The organism is Brevundimonas sp. M1A4_2e (genome assembly GCF_053345555.1).
Genome location: NZ_JBKFAI010000004.1, coordinates 309,464 through 329,468, shown reverse-complemented (window position 1 = coordinate 329,468; position 20,005 = coordinate 309,464). Strand labels below are relative to the sequence as shown.

Annotated in this window: 21 protein-coding genes and 2 tRNA genes; 10 read left to right on the top strand and 13 right to left on the bottom strand. The window is 68.3% G+C overall.

Going from position 1 to position 20,005, the window contains the following annotated elements; translation table 11 throughout:
- Position 1: 1 nt before the first annotated feature.
- The 9 genes from ACLBV5_RS11015 to ACLBV5_RS10975 all read right to left on the bottom strand — a co-directional run bounded on the left by ACLBV5_RS11015 (position 2) and on the right by ACLBV5_RS10975 (position 8,046).
- Positions 2 to 1,702, bottom strand: a complete 1,701-nt coding sequence (locus tag ACLBV5_RS11015; protein WP_447605709.1) for a sodium:solute symporter family protein — start codon at positions 1,700 to 1,702, stop codon at positions 2 to 4.
- A 586-nt stretch (positions 1,703 to 2,288) separates the two neighbouring features.
- The gene (locus ACLBV5_RS11010; RefSeq protein WP_447605708.1) at positions 2,289 to 2,633 is read right to left on the bottom strand and encodes an IPTL-CTERM sorting domain-containing protein; all 345 of its coding nucleotides are present in this window, start codon (positions 2,631 to 2,633) and stop codon (positions 2,289 to 2,291) included.
- Between the two features lie 180 nt (positions 2,634 to 2,813).
- Positions 2,814 to 2,898: transfer RNA gene (locus tag ACLBV5_RS11005), tRNA-Leu, on the bottom strand.
- Between the two features lie 10 nt (positions 2,899 to 2,908).
- A complete protein-coding gene (locus ACLBV5_RS11000; protein WP_447605767.1) occupies positions 2,909 to 4,315 on the bottom strand; it encodes a M20/M25/M40 family metallo-hydrolase in 1,407 nt (468 codons plus the stop codon).
- Positions 4,316 to 4,424: 109 nt separating this feature from the next.
- Positions 4,425 to 4,664 (bottom strand): DUF3297 family protein, encoded by a 240-nt coding sequence (locus tag ACLBV5_RS10995; protein WP_003169732.1) that lies wholly within the window; start codon positions 4,662 to 4,664, stop codon positions 4,425 to 4,427.
- A 99-nt stretch (positions 4,665 to 4,763) separates the two neighbouring features.
- On the bottom strand, positions 4,764 to 5,627 hold the full coding sequence (locus tag ACLBV5_RS10990) for a magnesium transporter MgtE N-terminal domain-containing protein (RefSeq protein ID WP_313633453.1): 864 nt from the start codon (positions 5,625 to 5,627) through the stop codon (positions 4,764 to 4,766).
- 82 nt (positions 5,628 to 5,709) lie between these two features.
- A complete protein-coding gene (locus ACLBV5_RS10985) occupies positions 5,710 to 6,318 on the bottom strand; it encodes a DUF6468 domain-containing protein (RefSeq protein ID WP_447605707.1) in 609 nt (202 codons plus the stop codon).
- A 1-nt stretch (position 6,319) separates the two neighbouring features.
- A complete protein-coding gene (gene fliM / locus ACLBV5_RS10980) occupies positions 6,320 to 7,390 on the bottom strand; it encodes a flagellar motor switch protein FliM (RefSeq protein ID WP_278069609.1) in 1,071 nt (356 codons plus the stop codon).
- Entirely contained in the window at positions 7,390 to 8,046 is a 657-nt protein-coding gene (locus tag ACLBV5_RS10975) for a flagellar basal body-associated FliL family protein (protein WP_134581479.1), read from the bottom strand. Before ACLBV5_RS10975 ends, fliM begins: the two co-directional genes overlap by 1 nt.
- Positions 8,047 to 8,225: 179 nt before the next feature.
- On the opposite strand from ACLBV5_RS10975, the gene flgF reads away from it, so the two are divergent.
- From flgF to ACLBV5_RS10935, 8 genes are all read left to right on the top strand, one after another.
- Complete coding sequence (flgF, locus tag ACLBV5_RS10970) at positions 8,226 to 8,963, top strand: flagellar basal-body rod protein FlgF (RefSeq protein WP_447605706.1); 738 nt, start codon at positions 8,226 to 8,228, stop codon at positions 8,961 to 8,963.
- A gap of 14 nt (positions 8,964 to 8,977) precedes the next feature.
- Positions 8,978 to 9,766 (top strand): flagellar basal-body rod protein FlgG, encoded by a 789-nt coding sequence (gene flgG / locus ACLBV5_RS10965; protein ID WP_025977794.1) that lies wholly within the window; start codon positions 8,978 to 8,980, stop codon positions 9,764 to 9,766.
- A gap of 3 nt (positions 9,767 to 9,769) precedes the next feature.
- Positions 9,770 to 10,561: a flagellar basal body P-ring formation chaperone FlgA gene (gene flgA / locus ACLBV5_RS10960; protein WP_447605705.1), complete on the top strand. Its 792-nt coding sequence runs from the start codon at positions 9,770 to 9,772 to the stop codon at positions 10,559 to 10,561.
- Positions 10,562 to 10,575: 14 nt separating this feature from the next.
- Positions 10,576 to 11,298, top strand: a complete 723-nt coding sequence (gene flgH / locus ACLBV5_RS10955) for a flagellar basal body L-ring protein FlgH (protein ID WP_025977796.1) — start codon at positions 10,576 to 10,578, stop codon at positions 11,296 to 11,298.
- 124 nt (positions 11,299 to 11,422) lie between these two features.
- Positions 11,423 to 11,899, top strand: a complete 477-nt coding sequence (locus tag ACLBV5_RS10950; RefSeq protein WP_134581482.1) for a hypothetical protein — start codon at positions 11,423 to 11,425, stop codon at positions 11,897 to 11,899.
- A gap of 37 nt (positions 11,900 to 11,936) precedes the next feature.
- Positions 11,937 to 12,440, top strand: coding sequence for a hypothetical protein (locus ACLBV5_RS10945; protein WP_447605704.1), 504 nt, complete (start codon positions 11,937 to 11,939; stop codon positions 12,438 to 12,440).
- An 8-nt stretch (positions 12,441 to 12,448) separates the two neighbouring features.
- Positions 12,449 to 12,949: a hypothetical protein gene (locus ACLBV5_RS10940; protein WP_447605703.1), complete on the top strand. Its 501-nt coding sequence runs from the start codon at positions 12,449 to 12,451 to the stop codon at positions 12,947 to 12,949.
- A 62-nt stretch (positions 12,950 to 13,011) separates the two neighbouring features.
- Positions 13,012 to 14,796: a DUF885 domain-containing protein gene (locus ACLBV5_RS10935; protein WP_447605702.1), complete on the top strand. Its 1,785-nt coding sequence runs from the start codon at positions 13,012 to 13,014 to the stop codon at positions 14,794 to 14,796.
- Between the two features lie 120 nt (positions 14,797 to 14,916).
- On the opposite strand, the gene ACLBV5_RS10930 is transcribed toward ACLBV5_RS10935, so the two are convergent.
- Together ACLBV5_RS10930 and msrA are read right to left on the bottom strand one after the other, a co-directional pair.
- Positions 14,917 to 15,270 carry an MmcQ/YjbR family DNA-binding protein gene (locus ACLBV5_RS10930; protein ID WP_447605701.1) on the bottom strand — a complete coding sequence of 118 codons (354 nt, stop codon included), beginning with the start codon at positions 15,268 to 15,270 and terminating at the stop codon, positions 14,917 to 14,919.
- Between the two features lie 13 nt (positions 15,271 to 15,283).
- The gene (gene msrA, locus ACLBV5_RS10925; protein ID WP_447605700.1) at positions 15,284 to 15,934 is read right to left on the bottom strand and encodes a peptide-methionine (S)-S-oxide reductase MsrA; all 651 of its coding nucleotides are present in this window, start codon (positions 15,932 to 15,934) and stop codon (positions 15,284 to 15,286) included.
- A gap of 145 nt (positions 15,935 to 16,079) precedes the next feature.
- Between msrA and ACLBV5_RS10920 the strand changes: the two genes are divergently transcribed.
- Together ACLBV5_RS10920 and ACLBV5_RS10915 are read left to right on the top strand one after the other, a co-directional pair.
- Positions 16,080 to 16,169, top strand: a tRNA-Ser gene (locus ACLBV5_RS10920).
- Between the two features lie 92 nt (positions 16,170 to 16,261).
- Positions 16,262 to 16,807 carry a hypothetical protein gene (locus ACLBV5_RS10915; RefSeq protein ID WP_447605699.1) on the top strand — a complete coding sequence of 182 codons (546 nt, stop codon included), beginning with the start codon at positions 16,262 to 16,264 and terminating at the stop codon, positions 16,805 to 16,807.
- A gap of 213 nt (positions 16,808 to 17,020) precedes the next feature.
- On the opposite strand, the gene glyS is transcribed toward ACLBV5_RS10915, so the two are convergent.
- Together glyS and ACLBV5_RS10905 are read right to left on the bottom strand one after the other, a co-directional pair.
- Complete coding sequence (glyS, locus tag ACLBV5_RS10910; protein ID WP_447605698.1) at positions 17,021 to 19,081, bottom strand: glycine--tRNA ligase subunit beta; 2,061 nt, start codon at positions 19,079 to 19,081, stop codon at positions 17,021 to 17,023.
- Positions 19,081 to 19,980: a glycine--tRNA ligase subunit alpha gene (locus tag ACLBV5_RS10905; protein ID WP_003165881.1), complete on the bottom strand. Its 900-nt coding sequence runs from the start codon at positions 19,978 to 19,980 to the stop codon at positions 19,081 to 19,083. Before ACLBV5_RS10905 ends, glyS begins: the two co-directional genes overlap by 1 nt.
- Positions 19,981 to 20,005: the final 25 nt, after the last annotated feature.

Below are 20,005 nucleotides of genomic sequence, written 5' to 3'. Positions count from 1 at the left end.
GTTAGCGGGGTTGGGGGATTTGCGAGCCCGAGCGGGCGGGGGCGGCCGCAGAGGCGGCGGCGGGTTCGGCTTCCTCCACATCGAAGTCGCCGGTCATGCGGGCGATGCGCGAGAAGTCGAAGCCGTCCTGATTGGACAGCGACATGGCGGTGCAGACCACGGTGCTGACGGCATAGGCGATCAGCGACCCGCTGAGCACGGCGTAGTCATGCAGGAAGCCGATGGCGAAGGGCGCCACGGCCACGGCGGCGATGAAGCCGACGATCCGCGCCGCTCTCGCGCCGAAGAAGCCGAAGGTCATCAGGCCCGCGACCACGCCGACGCCGACTACGGCGATCACGTCGAAGACATAGCCGACGGCGCCGTCCATCGGGATCCAGCCGAACCGCACCGGAAAGAAGATCGCCAGCGCCGCCAGCACCGAGACGGTGAAGGCCTTGTTGGTCACCTTCTCCCAATAGAAGCTGGCGATGACGGGGAAGACCAGCGCGCCCCAGATGGCGCCGACCAGGACCAGCAGGTCTAGGATGTTCATCCGCGCCCCGGCGAAATACAGCGCCGCGCCGGTGGCGATGACCATGGTGGCGCGCCCGACGGTCAGCATCAGGCGCGGGTCGGCCTTGCGCTTGCCCGCACGGCCGTAAATGTCGGCCATCATGATCGACGACAGGGCCGACAGATCGGAATCCGCCGTCGAGGCCAGCGAGCCGATGATCATGATGAAGAAGATGCTCAGCAGCACAGGCCCGAAATAGGTCCCGGCCAGTTGCGGGATCAGGTTGTTGAGGTCCCCCTCCATCGGATTGATCCCGGCGTAGAGCGCCACCACGCCCAGCATGCCGATGCCGATGATGGTCGCGCCGTAACCGACCGTGGCGGTGATGAAGGTCGGCCGGATCAGATCCTCGCGCACGGCGAACAGGCGCTGGGCGATGGTCTGGTTGCCGATGGCGTAGGCCAGGACGGCGGCGATATAGGGCGCGCCCTGGTTCAGGAAGGCGTCGGACGAGAAGAAGCTGGTCTGCTGCGGCGTCAGATTGGACGCGCCTTCGATGAAGACCGCCGGGCCGCCCATGGCGAAGAAGATGGCCGGGATGATCACCACCACGGCGCCCAGCATGGCGCAGACCTGGATGAAGTCGGTCAGGACCGAGGCGCGGAAGCCCGACCACAGGGTGTAGAGCAGCACCCCGCCGGCGACGACGACGATGCCCTGGCTGAAGCTGAACGGCGACAGCATGGAGATCAGGGCGCCGCCGGCGATGAAGTTGGACGTCAGGCTGATCACGCTGCCCAGAACGTTGGAGCCCGCCAGCATCAGCTGGCTGGAGCGGCCGTGCCGGGCGTACATGACCTCGGCCAGCGTATGGGCGCGCGGCGCCACGGCGCGGATGCGGCGGCCGTAGGGGTAGATGAACAGGATCATCAGCGCCCCCCACAGCCCATAATGGATCGGCCCCGATATGCCGTAGACGTAGCCCGAGGTGGCGGACGCATACATCGACGCCGCCCAGATCCAGGTCGCCGTCATCGAGGCGGCGGAGACGCCCAGACCGATCCCGTTCCCGGCGGTCATATAGGCGTCGGCGTTTTCCTTGCGTCGGCTGATCCGCAAGGAAATCAGCATGGTCAGGCCAAAGAACAGCACCAGCAGGCCGATCGTCAGCGGCCCGCCCAGTTGTTGAAGTTGTAAGTCGTCCACGCGCGCCTGCGCTCCTGTCTGTTCTACTTCCGGCGAGCCCCCGGCCCGCCCACGCGCAGCCGCAAAGACGCCGCCGCGCCCCAGGCGCAGGCAGACGGGATGTCACGGTTGCGTTCGCACCCGACGAAAACGCCAGGCGCAAGGAAAAGGCGCGTCCGGCGCGCCGCGCGGCTCGCTCCCGCAAGCCACGAGAAGACAGCTTAATACATCAACGGCAAAGCCGAGATAAAGTTTTTGTGCAGCGCAAATGGCTTGACAGAAATCGGGCCATTTCCAGCAAGGCGATAGACAATCAAACCAAGATCATCCAACCCTAACTGTCGGCACAGGAAAATGAACTAAAACCATATTCATCACGCTTTATACTTTACTCGCAACAAATGCCGGTTCAAGGCGAAGAAATCGACCGACACCGAACACTTCATTCATCGACATTGGTTTTCATTCAGCGGGTGAACGCGCCCTGCCAGACCGCTGAGCGCCGCCTTGAAGGGTCGCCTCCCACGCGGCCAAAATGCAAAACGCCTGCGTTCGAGAACGCAGGCGCTTAGTTCTGATCTAGCTGTTCCGTCTGGCGCGAAAAGGCTCAGGCGAGCCGCCGCCTCTGGATGGCGACGGCCGCGCCGCCCGCCAGGCCCAAGGCAAGAATGATCAACGCCCATTCGGACATGGTCGGGACCGCCGCCGCCGGCAAAACCAGGTGGAGAGTGCTCTCCTTCTGGATATTGTAATCAGCAAGCGTGCGCCCGTCTTCCAACTGCACTCCCGCGAAGACCAGGCGCTGCTGGAGAGGAGGGATGCCTTCCTTGTCTTGAATCTTCGCCTTCAAGGCGTCGATCAAATCGCTCGGCTCTACCTCAAGGGCAATGGTCTTGCCGGTCAGGGTCTTGACGAAGATCTGCATCGCACGAGCAGGCTGGGCGAAGCTCATGCTCAGGACGAGCGCAATCAGAAGGGGGAATACTCTTGGCAAGTCACGCCTCCGCCAACGCTGCCGGAAATGCGGCGCAAGGGAGCCCTGTTATCCCACTTGATCGCCCGGGTCACGCCGACGCCTGTACGGGCCAGCCCCTAAAGCCGGCCAGGGGGCGCAACTCGATTAAGCCATTCATGGTGCGAGCGGCGGGAATCGAACCCGCACGACCGAGGTCGAGCGATTTTAAGTCGCTTGCGTCTACCAGTTCCGCCACGCTCGCAGGGCGCGTCTCAGCGCTTGGCCTCCTGTGCCGCACGAGCGGCCCGGAAGTCCACATCTGAATCGGCGATCAGGCGCACCAGAGCCGCCCAGGCGGCGACGTTCTGGGTCATCTGGGCCGGGTCGATCTTGTCCAGCGTATCGTCGGCGGTGTGGTGCAGGTCGAAATAGCGCGTGCCGTCCTGGCGCAGGCCGAAGACCGGGACGCCCGCCTTGGCCAGCGGGCCGATGTCGACCCCGCCATACAGTTCCGGCTCGCCCGGCAGGACGCCCAGCGGCCGCAGAACGCGCTCGGCGACCTTGGCGAAGTCGGTGCCTTGCGACCCGGGCGGCAGACCCAGGGCGTAGACGCGGTCAGCGCCGAAGTCGCTTTCGCCGGCGATGACGTGCTTCTCGACGCCCGCGCCGATGTCGCGGACATAGGCCCCGCCGCCGTTGCCGTGGTCGGTCGGCTGGGCGACCTCTTCGGAGCCGTACAGGACCACGCGGATCGTGCGGGCCGGTCGGCCCTGTTCGGCGATCAGCTTGGCCGCGGCCAGGGTGATGGCGCCGCCGGCGGCGTCGTCGATGGCGCCGGTGCCCAGATCCCAGCTGTCCATGTGCGAACCCAGGACGATGATCTCGTCCGGGCGCGCGGCGCCGACGATGTCGCCGATGACGTTCTGGCTGACCGTCTCATAGGTATGGGCGGTGGATTTCAGGCGCAGGCGCACCGTCTCGCCCATCCCGACCAGGCGCGCGATCTGATCGGCGTCGGGCGCGCTGAGCGCGAAGGACGGCAGCGGCACCTTGCCGTCGACATAGCGGGTGGTGCCGGTGTGCGGCATCCGATGCTCGTCAGACCCGGCCGAGCGCATCACGAAGGCGACCGCGCCGCGCTTGGCCGCCTCGGTCGGGCCGACGCTGCGAATGCGCGAGAGGGAGCCGTACCCCGAGCCGTTCTGCATGCGCACCATCTGGCCGCCGTCGACCACGGCGATCTTGCCCGTCAGCGACCCGGCGGGCGCGGCCGCCAACGCGTCCAGGCCGTCGAAGAAGACGATGTCCGCCTCGACGCCCTCGGCGGGGGTGGCGAGGGAGTGGCCCAGCGCCGCCACGACCAGCTTCTGCGGACGGGCGCCGAGGATCTCGGCGCTTTCCTCGCCCCGCTCCCAACCGATCAGGGGGAAGGTCTCGATGCGGACGTTCTGGAAGCCGTGGGCGCGCATGTAGTCGGCGGCCCAGGCCGAGGCGTCCTGCTCGGCGCGCGAACCCGCCGGGCGCGGGCCGAAGCGGGTGGTGATCTGGGTGACGTAGTCGAGGGCGATATTGCCCTTCAGCGCCTGGTCGCGCACCTGTTCGGCGGCGCGGATGGTCCTGGCGTCCTGGGCCAGGACCGGCGTGGCGATCAGGCCGAGCGCCAAAGCGCTGGCGGCCATCAGACGAGCATTGAACGACAAGTGCGCCTCCCCAACTCTACAATGAGGCGCGGACCCTAGCGGGCGAAGGCTGCGACCGAAAGTCTCAGCTTCGCCGCCAGAGCGGAAATCACTCGCCCTTGATGAAGGGTTCGACCGGGCCTTGCAGCTTGACGGTCAGGGCCTTGCCGCGCCGATCGACGCGGTTGCCCACGGCCAGACGGACCCAGCCTTCCGAGACGCAGTATTCCTCGACGTTGGTCTTTTCCTCGCCCTTGAAGCGGATGCCCACGCCGCGCGCCAGCAGGTCGGCGTCGTGGAAGGGGCTGTCGGGATCGACCGAAAGGCGGTCAGGCAGGGCGTCGGACATGGCAGGTCTCATGAAAAGGCGAAGCGGGCTGAATAGCCGCGCGGGCGGTTCGCGACAACCATTCTCCCCCTCCCCTCAATAGCGGAGGAGCTAGGACGATTACTGCACCGACTGGCGCGCCCCGGCCGGGGCGTCGGCCGCCGCCGCATAGGGGCGCGGACCGGTTTCGGCGGGCGCAGCCGCCTTTCTCGCCGGTTGGGCGGCGGGGCGAGCCGCCGGACGGCGCGGCGTCGTCTGGGCCGCCTGGGCGGGCGCGGGCGCAGGCGCTGCAGGCTGGGCGGCTGGGGTCGGCGCCGGAGCGGTCGCAGCGGGCGCAGCCACGGCGGCGGCGCGGGCGGCGTACTGCTCGGCCTGGAAGCGCTTGGCCAGCTTCTCGGTCAGTTCACGCGCGGCGGCGGGCGGCATCTGGGCCATGATGGCGGCCAGAGTGCGGGGGCGCATGGCCGAGGCGACCGGCAGGCGCACGCTGTCGTCCAGGGTGGCGAAGACCGCCGCCGCCTCCTTGGGCCGCATGGCGGAGTAGACGGCGACCAGACGGTCCTCTTCCGCCTTTTCCTTTTCGTCGACCTGGCCGATCAGGGCGCCGATCTCGCTCTTGAGGGCTTCCAGAGCCTGCAGTTTGGCGTCCAGCTTCTGCTCGGCGGCGACCATCAGCGGCAGGGTGGTGGCGAAGTCGGCGTCGCGCGCGTCCAGCGCGTCGCGGCGTTTGGACAGGGACTGGATGATGCGCAGCTCGGCCGGAGAAATCCCCGCCTGCTGGGCCAGTTGTTCGGGCGTCAGGGCGCAGACGGCCGGGGCGGGTTTGGGCTCAGGCTTGGCCCCCTCGCCTTCCTTGACGACGGCTTCTTGAGCCCAGGCGGTCGCGCCCTGAAACAGATCCGGCGCCACGCCCGCAGCGCGCACGGCCACGACGCCGCCGATGGCGACGGCGATCAGGGGCAGAAGGCGGGGCAGCTTGCTCATCGGTCAAACTCAGGAAAAAAGCGGCGTAACACCATCGCCCCTCAAGTCGTCCGAGGCCGCGCCTCGGACATAGGGGCCAACATCAAGCAGCGAACAGGTCGTCGTCCAGACTACGGCGGGCGCGGTTTAGGCTCTGTTGCGCAGCATGGTTAGCGGCCAGGGCCTGCATCACCGGCGAGGCGCGCTCAGGCGCGGGCGCAGGCTTCGGCGACGGCGCTTTCATGACGGCGCGGGCCCCCTCGATGCGCTCCATCAGGGCGGCCATGCGGCGGGCGCGGGTCTCGTCATCTAGTAGAGGCGAGACCGCAGAGGCGCGGGCCGGTTCGGCCTCGGCGGTCGCCTCGATCTCGGTCAGAGCCCTGGCGGCGGCGCGGCGTTCGTCCTCGCGCGTTTCGATGCGGCTGTCGACCGGGCGTGCCGGGGCGCGGGCGATCAGCACCTCCAGCTCCTGCTTCACCGCGCGGGCCTTGATGATGCGGTCGTGCAGCAGGTCCGTCTCCTGACCCGAGGCGCGCAGGGTGGCCAGGGCCTGTTCGGCGCGTCCGGCGGCGCTGTTCAGCTCGGTCACGGCGGCGGCGAAGGCCAGCTGACCCTCGCGCAGGCTCTTCAGCTTGCGCTCCAGCTTGATGCCGTAGCCGATGGCCGCGACCAGCAGCAGCATGAGGATGGAGTCGAGGATGATGCCGGTCATGTCAGCGGGTCCCTCTGGCGATACGGGCGGCGGCGTCGGTGCTGATGGGGCCTTCGACGCGGACGGCGATGTGCTGGCCCTTGCGGCCCATCTTGCCTGTCGTCAGCGGGATGGATCCCGCCCGCACCGAGACTTCGGACTCAGGCGTGGCGTTCAGCATCAAGGTGTCGCCGACCTTCAGGTCCAGCACCTTGGACAGGGGCATCTGCTGCTCGTCCAGCACGCAGCGCACCTCGGTTTCGGTGGTCCAGAGTTCGGTGGCTAGGTGGCCTTCCCAGATGTTGTCGCGGCCGAACTTCTCGCCCATGAACTGCTGCAGCAGCATCTTGCGGATGGGCTCCAGCGTCGAATAGGGCAGCAGCAGTTCGACCCGGCCGCCGCGATCTTCCATGTCGATGCGCAGCTTGACCAGAATGGCGGCGTTGGCGGGGCGCGCGATGGCGGCGAAGCGAGGGTTGGTCTCCAGCCGGTCCAGATTGAAGTGAACGGGGGTCAGGGGCTCGAACGCCTGCCGCGCATCGTTCAGGATGACCTCGACCATGCGCTGCACCAGCACCCGTTCGATGGTGGTGTAGGGCCGCCCCTCGATCCGCAGGGCCGCCGTGCCGCGGCGCCCGCCCAGCAGGACGTCGACGATGGAGTAGATCAGGTTGGAATCGACCGTCAGCAGGCCGTAGTTGTCCAGTTCCTCCGCCCGGAACACCGCCAGGATGGCCGGCAGCGGGATGGAGTTCAGATAGTCGCCGAAGCGGATGGAGCTGATGGTGTCGAGGCTGACCTCGACGTTGTCGGAGGTGAAGTTGCGAAGGCTGGTCGTCATCAGCCGCACCAGGCGGTCGAAGACGATTTCGAGCATCGGCAGGCGCTCGTAGGAGACCAGGGCCGAGTTGATGATGGCGCGGATGCCGCTGCGCTCATCATCGTCGCCGCCGCCCATGTCGAAGCCCAGCAGGCTGTCGATCTCATCCTGGTTCAGCACGCGCTCGGACAGACCCGCGCCCAGATCGGCGCCCAGGTCGGCGTCGCCGCCGAAGGGATCCAGTTCGTTGTCGGGAGCCAGGGTGTCGCTCATTACTGCACGAGCATTTCTTCGATCAGCACGGCGTCGACCTTGCCGGGCGCCGCGATCAGGTTGACGCGGCGCAGGATCTCGGCGCGCAGCTGATACGACCCGGCCGACCCGGCCAGATCCTCGGGGCGCAGTTCGCGCAGGAAGCCCTGGAACATGTCCTGCATCCGCGGCGCCTCGGCCTGGAGGTGCGAGGCCACCGAGGCGTCCTTCATCTCGAGCGTCAGCCGCAGCTTCAGATAGGTCGGACGCCCGTCCACCGACTGAATGTTCACGATCATGTCCGGCAGGGTGTAGAAGGTCACGCCGTCAGGACCGGCCGCGATCTTGCCTGCGCCGGCGGGCGCCTCGCCCTCCTTGCCGCCGCCGTGACCGCCGCCGTCCTTTTTCTTGTCTTCCTTGGCTGGAGCCGCGTGACCGCCCGCCGCCTCGGCGGACTTGGGCTTCATCAGCATGAAGGCGGTCGCGCCGCCCCCGCCCAGCACCACAAGCGCCGCCGGAATGATGATGAACAGCAGCGGGATCTTCTTCTTGCCCGAGGCCTCGGCGGCGCCGTCGTCGCCCTCAGCGCCGGGCGCGGCCTCGCTTACGGCGGGCAGGTTGGCGTCGTCGCCGACCGGCGCCTCGCTCTTCTTCTTGCCCAGCTTCAGTTTCAGCATGCCCAAGCCGCCCCGATCCTCACATGCCGGGTGTGGCCCTGTTTTGGTTAACGAGGCGTTTACAATCGGCAAATCCTGCCGGGCGCCGCAGGGCTCAGAACCGCTCGAACCCCCATTCTACGGGCGTTAACCCTGTTGGCACGGTCGTTGCGACGGGAAAGGGCGAAAGGAGCCCGCTCGTGGAAAACGCCGCCTATATCGGATTGTCACGCCAGATGACGCTTCGCCGCGAGCTGGACATCGTGGCCAACAACGTCGCCAACGCCGACACGACCGGCTTCAAGGTCGAGCAGCTGATGGTCGGGACCGAGATCGGCGAGCGCGCGCGCAACGACGCCATCCGCCCCTCGGCCAGCTTCGTCCTGGACAAGGGCGTCGGCCGCGACTTCGGCCAGGGCGCGCTGAAGCAGACCGGCCGCGACCTGGACTTCGCCATCGAGGGCGAAGGGGCCTTCTTCACGGTGCAGACGCCGACCGGCCCCGCCTATACCCGCGACGGCTCCTTCGTCACCGATCCCGAGGGGCGGCTGACGACCAAACAGGGCCTGCTGGTCATGGCCGACGGCGCCGAACTGGATCTGGACCCGCAACGCGGCCCCGTCAGCGTCGCCCACGACGGCACGGTCAGCCAGCAGGGCCAGCCGATCGGCCGCCTGACCGTGGTGCGTTTCGACGACCTGTCGGTGCTGCAGAAGTCCGGCGACGGCCTGTACCGGAACACGTCCGGCGCCGAGCCGATGGAGGCGACCGACGCCCAGGTGCGTCAAGGGGCGCTGGAAGGGTCGAACGTCAACACCCTGATGGAAATCACCAACCTCATCGAGATCAACCGCGCCTATGAGCGCGTGACCAAGATGATCGAAAACACCAACGACCTGTCGCGCCGCTCGATCGAGCGGCTGGGCCGGGTTTCGTAAGGGAGAGCTGAGACATGCGCGCGCTTCGCACCGCCGCCACCGGCATGGCCGCCCAACAGCTGAACGTGGAGGTCATCTCCAACAACATCGCCAACATGAACACGGTCGGCTTCAAGCGTCAGCGGGCCGAGTTCCAGGACCTGCTGTATCAGAACGTCGAGCGCATGGGGGCCCAGTCCTCGTCGCAGGGCACCGTGGTGCCGACCGGCATCCAGATCGGTTCGGGCGTCAAGGCGGGCAGCGTCTACCGCATCACCGAACAGGGCAGCCCCAACCGCACCGGCAACACCTACGACGTCGCCATTCAGGGCAAGGGCTATTTCCAGATCACCCTGCCCTCGGGCGAGCTGGCCTATACGCGGGCAGGCAACTTCACCATCAACGGCGAAGGCCAGCTGGTGACGGACGACGGCTATGCGGTCGAGCCCGCCATCGCCATTCCGCAGGACGCGCTGGACGTCACCATCTCCAAGTCGGGCCAGGTCCAGGTGACCACTCAGGGCGAGCCGGAGCCGCAGGTCGTGGGCCAGCTGGAGCTGGCGACCTTCTTCAACGAGGCGGGCCTGGAAGCCATCGGCGACAACCTGCTGCTGGAGACGGCGGCTTCGGGCCCCGCCACGGTCGGGGTGCCCGGCGAGGTCGGCTACGGCAATCTGCTGCAGCACTATACCGAGTCTTCCAACGTCGACGCGGTCAGCGAGATCACGGCGCTGATCGTGGCCCAGCGGGCCTATGAGATGAACTCCAAGGTCATCACCACCGCCGACGACATGCTGGCCGTCACGGCCCAGGTGAAGAGCTAAGCCATGAAGCGCGCCCTGATCCTCGCCCCCGTCCTGGCCGTCGCCCTGGCCGCCCTCGCCGCCCCTGCGCTGGCCGGGCCGGTCAGCCTGCTGCCCGATCCGGTCGACGACGACGGCCGCATCACCCTGGGCGAGCTGTTCGACAACGCGGGCGAGGCGGCCAGTGTCGTGGTCGGCCGCCGCGTCGGCCCCACCGCCGTGCTGGAAGCCTCCCAGGTGCAGATCGCAGCGCGCCGCGCCGGGCTGGAATGGACCAACCCCAACGGCCTGCGTCGCATCGTGGTGCGTGAAGGCGGCGCCGCTGCGGCCGAAGCCTCGGCTCGTCCCGCCATCGCCAGCGTCGGCGCGCCCCCTCGAGCCAGCGCGAGCGTCGAGGTCCTGACCTATGCCCGCAGCCTGGCCGCCGGCGAGGTGGTGCAGCCCGAAGACGTGATCTGGGCCTCGGTCCAGTCGCACCTGGCCCCGGCGGGCGCGCCCCAGGACGCCGAAGTCGTGATCGGGCTGCAGGCCAAGCGCGCCTTGCGCGCCGGTTCGCCCGTGGCCCAGCGCGACCTGGCCTCGCCCCAGGTCATCGCCCGCAACGACATGGTCGAGGTCGCCTATCTGAGCGACGGCGTCGAACTGACCGTCACCGGCAAGGCGACGCGCAACGCCTCGGCGGGCGAGGCCGTGCCGATCCTGAACGTCCAGTCCAACCGCACCATCGACGCCGTGGCCGTGGGCCCCGGCCGGGCCGTCGCCGGCCCCGCCGCCCAGATGGCCCGCCGCAACCCGCAACAGTTCGCCGCCCGTTGAGCGAGAGAGACATCATGCGCCCCCTGCCCCTGATCGCCCTGTCCCTGTCCGCGCTCTCGCTGGCCGCCTGCTCCACCGCCATCGAGGCGGTGAAGGGCCCGGAACTGGCGCCCATCGGCTATCCGGCCGCCCTGGTCCCGGTCGAGCAGGCCTATCTGCCTGAGCCGACCTCGGCCAGCGCCAACAGCCTGTGGCGCACCGGCGCGCGCAGCTTCTTCGGCGACCAGCGCGCGCGCCGCGTCGGCGACATCCTGACCGTCGCCATCGACATCAACGACCGCGCCCAGACCCAGAACTCGACCCAGCGCAACCGCACCAACAGCGCCTCGGGCGGAGTGACCAACTTCTTCGGGCTGGAGAACAGCCTGGGCCGCGCCTTCCCCGGCGGTTTCGACGCCGCCAACATGATCGGCACCGAAGGCGCCGTGAACGCCAACGGCTCCGGCAGCGTCAACCGCTCTGAGAGGGTCAACCTGACGGTGGCCGCTGTCGTCACCGCCGTCATGCCCAACGGCAACCTGGTCATCCAGGGTCGGCAAGAAGTGCGCACCAACCGCGAGGTGCGCGAGCTGACCGTCGCCGGCATCGTCCGGCCCGAGGACATCTCCAGCGCCAACACCATCCGCCACAGCCAGATCGCCGAAGCGCGCATCAGCTACGGCGGGCGCGGCGACATCAGCCGGATGCAGGCGACGCCCGCCGCCCAATCCCTGGTCGAGCGGTTCAGCCCGTTCTGATCCGCGTTCACCGAAACGTGTGATTCCAGCCGCACCCGATCACTGAATCGCGCGCGGCCCAGCGGAGCCGTGAACTCTTAACAAGCGACCCGCGTTTGCTCTGTCGAACGCGGGTGAACTTGTGATGCGTAAGAGCCTTTTTCCAATCCTGAGCGCCGTGGGCCTGGCCGCCTTTGCAGCCCATGCGGCGACCCAAGCGCCTTCGGCGCCGCGCGGCGAAACCGAGCCGGTCGCCGGCTGGCATGTGCTGCGCGAGGGCCCGATGGCGAAACTGGCGTATGGCCTGCCGGATTCGGACCAGCTGGCCCTGATGCTGACCTGTGCGCCGGGCGAGGGCTCGGCCGTGGTCTATGGCGATGTTCAGCCGCGCAGCGCAGGCTTGGTCCTGGCTTCGCACGGGCCGCAGCCCATCGATCCCCTGTCGAACGGCGAGGCCTTTGAGGCGCGCCTGCCGCTGGGCGATGCCGCCCTGACCGGGCTGGCGCGCGGCGGACGGATGACCGTCCAGACTGAGGCCGGCGATCGTCAGCTGACAGCCACCCGCGCCGAGCGGCGCATGGTCCAGGGCTTCCTTAGCTATTGCGCTTCAGGACATGCGTGACCACAGTCCCCCGGTTTTCCTCAGCGGGGGCTGAAACATGACCTCACTGCTCGGCCTGTCCCAGGCCATGCTGTTCGCCCTGGCCGTGCAGACGGCGCCTCAGAGCGGAGCCCAAACGCCGGCCGAACGGCCTCAGGCCGCAACGCCCGCGCGACCGCCGCGCGCCTCCGAAGGTTGGACCTGGACCCTCTACAGCGGCGACGGCCCCCTGGTCCTGGCCAATGAGATCCCGGATACGCCGCGCCTGCGCACCACGCTGGAATGCGCGCCAGGCTCCAGCATCGTGCGGCTGGCCTTCCATGACGCGCCGGGCGCCGACGGGTTCGCGACCATCCGCTCCGGCGCTGCATCGGCCGAGGTCGAGGCCCGGGCGCGACGCGGCCGTCTGGAGGCGGTGCTGCGCGCCGACCATCCGGTCTTCGCCGCCTTCCTGGCGACCGGGCGGCTGACGCTCACCCTGGGCGAACAGGCCCAGACCATAGAGATCGACCGAGCGAATCTGCCCAAGCTGCGCCGCTTCGCCGAACTGTGCACCGGATAGGGATCAGGATGCGCCTCTCTTTCTGGCTGACCGCCGCAGCCGTCGCCGCCGTGTCCGCCGTGGGCGCCTGCGCGCCGACCGTCGCGCCTCTGGCGACCAGCGCCGGCCCCCTGCCGGTCGCCGATTACGACTGGTTCCTAAACGAGGATCCGGACGAGCCGCGCCTGTCCTATGGACTGGCCCAGTCCGACGACGTGCCGCTCAGCCTCATGTGCGCCCCCGGATCGGGCAAGATCGGCCTGTCGCTGGCCGCCGACCGAACGCCGCAGCGCCGTTCCGTAACGGTGGAGTCAGGCGGCGACACCGAGACCTTCTCGGCCCGGATCGAGCCGGCGGACATGCACGACGGCGTCCATCTGGTCGCCACAGCGCCCGCGTCGCATCCGGTTTTCCAGCGTTTCCAGCGCGTCGGCTGGCTGGCCGTGTGGAACGGCGACCAGCGGTCGATAATGGCGGCCCAGCCGGGATCGCAGGATCGCGCCGCCCGCTTCCTGGAGTTGTGCCGCTAAGGGCTTGACCGCAGCGGCGCCGTCCGCTCCCTTCCCCGCCTGCTCGTGGGAGGGCTTCAGTCATGCGTCATCTTCTTCTCATCGCCGGCCTCGGCCTGTCGGGCCTCACGGCCGCAACCGCCCTGCCTGCGCAGGCGGCCGTTGCTCAGAGCCAGTCCAGCGCCGCCGCGCTCGACGCCCTGCTGGTCGAATACGAAGCCTATCTGCGCCAGAACGACCCGATCGGCTCGGGCATGGACGGCGACCGCGCCGCCCTGTCGCGCCTGCCCGACGCCAGCCGTGCGGGCGAACTGGCCCGCCGCGCGCCGCTGAACGCGCTGAAGGCCCGGCTGGACGCCATCGACCCCGCCGCGCTGGATGAATCGCACCGCCTGAACCACGCGTTCGTCGGCTATCTCATCGGCCGCGAGCTGGAGCGGATCGAACTGGACCCGTCGCGTCTGGCCTTCGATTCCGAAGGCGGCCCCGGCCAGATGCTGGCCTATGTGGCGCCCGCCACGCGCATCGCCACGGCCGCCGACGCCGAGGCCTGGCTGAAGCGTCTGGAGGCGGCGCCCGCCTATTACGACGCCGGCATCGCCAACACCCGGCGCGGGCTGGAGACCGGCCTGATCCAGGCCCGTTCAGTCGTCGACAGCGCCCTGGCCCAGGCCGAGCGCGACCTGACGCCGGGCGAGGCGGGCGACGTCCTGCTGCGCCCGTTCAACGCCCTGCCCGCCACCATCCCCGCCGCCCAGCAGGAACAGTTCCGCGCCCGCGCCCGCGCCTTGGTCGAGGGGCCGATCACCGCCCGCCGCACCGCGTGGCGCGACCTGCTGCGCGACGAATATGCGCCGAAGGCCCCGCAGGCGCCGGGCCTGGTCCACCGCCCCGGCGGCCGCGATCTCTACGCCTTCCTGGTCCGCAGCAATACGACCACCGACCTGACGCCCGATCAGGTGCACCAGATCGGCGTTGAGGAAGTCGCCCGCATCCGCGCCCGCATGGAGACGGAGATGCGCGCCGCCGGCTGGACCGGCGACTTCGCCGGCTTCCTGAACTTCCTGCGCACGGACCCGCAGTTCTACGCCCAGACGCGCGAGGAATTGCTTGAGAAGGCGTCCGAGATCGCCAAACGCTCGGACGACCGCCTACCGTCGCTGTTCGCCACCCTGCCGCGCCTGCCGTATGGCGTGCGCCCGGTGCCGGTCGAGATGGAAGAGACCTACACCACCGGCCGCTACAACGCCGGGTCGATGAAGACGGGCGTCGCCGGCGGCTACATCGTCAACACCGGCAAACTGGATCAGCGGCCCCTGTATGAACTGCCCGCCCTGACGGTGCACGAGGCCGTGCCGGGCCACCATCTGCAGATCGCCCTGCAGCAGGAAGCCGCCGACCAGCCCTATTACCGCCGCCGCGCGTCGGTGACGGCCTTCAGCGAGGGCTGGGGCCTGTACTCCGAGTTCCTGGGCGAGGAAATGGGCATCTACCGCACGCCTTACGAGCGGTTCGGCCGCCTGAGCTATGAGATGTGGCGCGCCTGTCGTCTGGTGGCCGACACCGGCCTGCACTGGCTGGGCTGGAGCGAGGAACAGGCCCGCGCCTGCTTCCGCGACAACTCCGCCCTGTCGCCGCACAACATCGAGACCGAACTGCAGCGCTACATCGGCGATCCCGGCCAGGCCACAGCCTATAAGATCGGCGAAATCCGCCTGCGCGAGATCCGCAGCCGGGCCGAGCGCGAGCTGGGCGACCGTTTCGACGTGCGGACCTTCCACGACGCCCTGCTGGTCGACGGCGCCCTGCCGCTGGCCCTGCTGGACGCGCGCATGGACCGCTGGATCGCCGAGCAGAAGACCAGGTAACCGGCGCCTTCCCCTCCCCACATGTGGGGAGGGGGACCACGAAGTGGTGGAGGGGCTCGGCGACAGCGGAACCAAGCGGCCCCTCCGTCTCAGCCGCTTCGCCGCCGATCCACCTCCTCATTACATGGGGAGGAGAAGACCCAACTCTGCCCGGGCCTTCTTCGTCAGCCTGGCGGCGATCAGGGCGTGGGCCGATTTCAGATGGTCGGCAAGCTCGTCGTCCGGCCAGTCGCCCGGATCGGCCAGATGCACCCATTTCGCCCGCGCCAGATAGGGGGCCGGCGCCGCGCGCCCCTCCTCGGTCAGCACCTCATAGGCGATGTCGGAGACCTTGAACGACAGCCCGCCTTCGGCCCCGATCAAGGCGAACATCTTGCCGCCGACCTTATAGGCGTCATGCCCGGGTCCGAACGGGTGATCCATTGTCGCCCCCGGCAAGGCCAGGCAGACCTTGCCGACGCCAGCGCGGTCCATCAGGCGCCCCCGCTCATGCCCCAACGCCCAGGCCGATCGGGCAGACCACGCCCGTCCCGCCGATGCCGCAATAGCCCGCCGGATTCTTGGCCAGATAACCCTGATGGTAATCCTCGGCGAAATAATACGGGCCCGCCGGTTCGATCTCGGTCGTGATGGCCCCGCGCCCCGCCGCGCTGAGCGCCGCCTGATAGGCGTCGCGCGACGTTTCCGCTTCCGCCTGCTGCTCGTCATTCAGCGTATAGATGGCCGAGCGATACTGGGTACCCAGATCATTACCCTGACGCATGCCCTGCGTCGGGTCATGGTTCTCCCAGAAGGCCTTCAGCAAGTCGCCGTAGGTGATCTGGGCCGGATCGAACACCACCTGCACCACCTCGGCGTGGCCGGTCCGGCCCGAGCAGACCTCTTCATAGGTCGGATTGGGCGTGATCCCGCCCGCATAGCCCGCCGATGTGACCCACACGCCCGGCAACTGCCAGAACACCCGTTCCACGCCCCAGAAACAGCCCATGCCGAACACGGCCGTCTGCATCCCCGCGGGGTGCGGCCCCTTCAGCGCATGGCCCAGCACGAAGTGGGTCTCATCGGTCGCCAGCGCCTCGGCCCGCCCCGGCAAAGCCGTCTCAGGCGTGGGCAGTTCATCATTCTTCTTCAACAACATGGCGAGAACTCCGCGAAAACACCGTCAACGCCTATATGGAGGCTTCAAGAGCGCTTGCCCATGGGGTCGTCATGCTCTAATCAGCCCCTCCCGTCGGTCCGCTCCCGACGGCTCCGCCCCGGACGCATCCGGGCTCAGGTGGAATGGACAGGTGGCCGAGTGGTTGAAGGCGCACGCCTGGAACGCGTGTATAGGGGCAACTCTATCGAGGGTTCGAATCCCTCTCTGTCCGCCACCACCCCACTACTCATGACAAAAATCCGGCGGTCTCGCCCGAGGTGATCGACATCCGGCGCATTTCGCCGGGTTTTCGGCTAAGGGGCGGGCATGAGCCTTCCTCTTCTTCCCGATCGGACCTGCGGCGGCTGTGTCGAGTGCTGCCGCGTGATACCGCTGGATCTGCCTGAGCTGGCCAAGCCGACGGGAGAGTTGTGCGGCTATTGCGTCGACGGGGCCGGATGTTCTGTGCACGCCATCCGGCCGCAGACGTGCCGCGTCTGGTTCTGCCTGTGGCGGGCGGTCGAGCTGTCGGACGACTGGCGGCCCGACCGCAGCGGCGTGATCGTGCGGCCCGACGGGGTCGAGGATGGGATGATCACCCTCTATGTCCTGCGGCGCTCGGACTTTCTGGCGGAGATGGACTTCTTCGTCACTGTGGCGGGCTGGATCGCCGAGGGGATCGAAGTGGCCTTGAGCGTCCCCGGTCCGGTCGGGACCTATCCGGCGCGCGCCATCGTCACCGACTGGCTGCGCCCGGCGATCGAGGACGGCGACGCGGAGGATTTCCTCGCCCGCGTTCTGGCCTCCCTGGACCGGCTGGAACAGCACGACTTCCAGCCGGACGGCATCACCGCGCGCTATGCGGTAGCCTGAGCCTTCTCCCCTTGTGGGCAAGGGTGCTCAAGCAGCCGAAGACGTTAGCACTCTCAAATCCTTCTCCCCTTGTGGGAGAAGGTGGCCCGTCAGGGCCGGATGAGGGGTGTCGGCGCGAGGTTTGATCAGAAGCCGCCCGCCCGTGTCCTCGCACCCCTCATCCGTCCGGCTTCGCCGTCCACCTTCTCCCACAAGGGGAGAAGGGATGATGGATTAGCCCGCGATCTGGCCGAAGTCGGCGACGCGGTTCATGACATTGCGCACCTGGCCCAGAAGCTTCAGGCGGTTTTCGCGCTCTTCGGCCACGTCGGAGTTGACCATGACGGCGGTGAAGAAGGCGTCGACCGGAGCGCGCAGGCGCGCCAGGGCCGTCATGGCGGCGGCGAAGTCCTCGGCCTCCAGCGCGGCGTCCACGGCCGAGGCGGCGGCGGCGGCGGCGAAGGCCAGGGCGGTCTCTTCCGCCGGCTGGTTCGGCAGGCCGGTGGCGACGGCGCCTTGCGGCAGCGGCCCCTTCTTCTCCTCGGCCTTGAGCAGCTGGGCGGCGCGCTTGTAGCCGGCCAGTAGGTTGGCTCCGTCGTCCGTCGCCAGGAAGGCGGCCAGCGCCTCCACCCGACGTACGATCCGCACCAGATCGTCGTCGCCCAGCGCAAAGACAGCCGCCACGAGGTCGTGACGCTGGCCCTTGTCGCGCAGCAGGACGGTCAGGCGGTCGGCGAAGAAAGCGAGAAGATCAGCAGTATACTGCGTTTCCCCTGAAAGCTTCTGGCCAGTGACGATCATCTCGCCTGCCGGGTGAATGACCTTGCTCAACGGAGCCCGCACCCCGTTCTCCAGCACCAGCCGGATCACGCCCAGCGCGGCGCGGCGCAGGGCGTAGGGGTCCTTCGACCCCGTGGGCTTTTCGTCGATGGCGAAGAAGCCGACCAGGGTGTCCAGCTTTTCGGCCATGGCGACGGCGACTGTGACCGGGGCGGTCGGGACGGTGTCGCCCGGTCCCTGCGGCTTGTAGTGGTCGCGGATGGCGTCGGCCACGGCGTCGGGCTGGCCGGCCAGACGGGCGTAGTAGCCGCCCATGATCCCCTGCAGTTCCGGGAACTCGCCCACCATGCCCGAGGCCAGGTCGGCCTTTGACAGGCGCGCGGCCTGTTCGGCCTGAGCCGGATCGGCGCCGACCAGCGGGGCGATCTCGCGCGCCAGGGCGGCGATGCGGTCCACCCGCTCGGCCAACGTGCCGAGCTTGGCGTGGAAGGTGACGTCCTTCAGCTTGGCGTTCCAGGCGTCGAAGCCGACCTTCTGATCCTCGGTCCAGAAGAACTCGGCGTCGCTCAGACGCGCCGACAGCACCTTGGCGTTGCCCGCCGCCAGAGCCTGCCCCCCATCGGTCGCCTCGACGTTGGCGACGACGACGAAGTGCGGGGCGAGACCGTCCTTGCCCGGTTCGCGCACGGCGAAATACTTCTGGTGCACCTTCATCGACAGCTGGACCACTTCCGGCGGCAGGGCCAGGAATTGCGGGTCCATGTCGCCCAGGATCGGCGTCGGCCATTCGGCCAGACCCGACACCTCGTCCAGCAGGCCGTCGTCATCGACCAGGGCCAGCCCCTTGGCCGCGCAGACGGCCTTGGCGCCCTCGAGGATACGCAGCTTTCGGTCGGCGGCGTCCAGCAGGACGAAGTTGCGCTCCAGCTTGGTGCGGTAGTCGGCGAAGTCCTTGACCGCGAACGGCTGGCCCGCGCCCATGAAGCGGTGGCCCTCGGTCACGTCGCCGCTCTGGATGCCGTCCACCTCGAACGGGATCACCGCCCCGTCGAACAGGGCCAGGATGCGCTTGATCGGCCGCACCCAGCGCAGGGTGCCCGTGCCCCAGCGCATCGACTTGGGCCAGGGGAAGTGGCGGATGATGTCGTCGACGCTTTCAGCCACGACCTCGGTAGTCGCGCGGCCCTTGCTGCTGATCTGCGCGAACCAGACGCCGTCGCGCTCGACCAGTTGGTCCTGAGTCAGGCTGGTCTTGCGCAGGAAGCCTTCCAGCGCCTGCGCCGGGGCCGAGGTCTTGGGCCCCTTCAGTTCTTCATTGCGGTCGGGCGTGGCGGCGGGCAGGCCATCGATGACCAGCGTCAGGCGGCGCGGCCCGGCATAGGTCGTCAGCGCGTCCCAGGTCAGGCCGGCGGCCTTCAGACGGTCGGAGGCCATGCGCTCCAGGTCGCGCGCGGCGCCGGGCTGCATGCGGGCGGGGATTTCTTCGGAGAAGATTTCGAGGAGAAGCTGGGGCATCAGGCGGTCGCCCGTTCGTGTTCGACTTGAGCGAGGGCGCAGGCTTTGCACAGGTCGCGGATGCGGCCGATGTAGCTCTGGCGTTCGGCGACGGCGATGGCGCCGCGGGCGTCCATCAGGTTGAACAGGTGCGAGGCCTTCAGCACCTGGTCATAGGCGGCCAGCACCAGCGGCTGCCCCTGCGGCCCCTTCATGGTCAGGAAGTGGGCGGCCTCGCGCTCCATGTCCTCAAAGCGGCGCTTCAGCGCGGCGACGTCATAGCCGTGGAAGTTGGCTTCGGACTGCTGGCGCTCGTTCTCGAGGAAGACTTCGCCATAGGTCAGGCCTTCCTTGTTGAACTTCAGATCATAGACGTTGTCGACGCCCTGAACATACATGGCCAGACGCTCCAGCCCGTAGGTCAGCTCGCCCGAGACGACGTCGACCTCGATGCCGCCGACGCCCTGGAAATAGGTGAACTGCGTCACCTCCATGCCGTCGCACCAGACCTCCCAGCCCAGGCCCCAGGCGCCGACGGTGGGGTTTTCCCAGTCGTCCTCGACGAAGCGGATGTCATGCAGGCTGGGGTCGATGCCGATGGCGCGCAGGGAGTTCAGATACAGCTCCTGCAGGTTGTCGGGGTTCGGCTTCAGGATGACCTGATACTGGTAATAGTGCTGCAGCCGGTTGGGGTTCTCGCCATAGCGGCCGTCGCCGGGGCGGCGCGACGGCTGGACATAGGCGGCCTTCCACGGCTTCTTGCCCAGCGCCCGCAGCACGGTGGCCGGGTGCAGGGTGCCGGCGCCGACCTCGATGTCATAGGGCTGCAGAATGGCGCAGCCCTGCTCGCTCCAATAGTGGTGCAGGGTCAGGATCAGGTCCTGAAACGATAGAGGTTCAGCAGCGGCCACGGTCGACATTTCGGTCCGATTTCGGGAGGCGCGG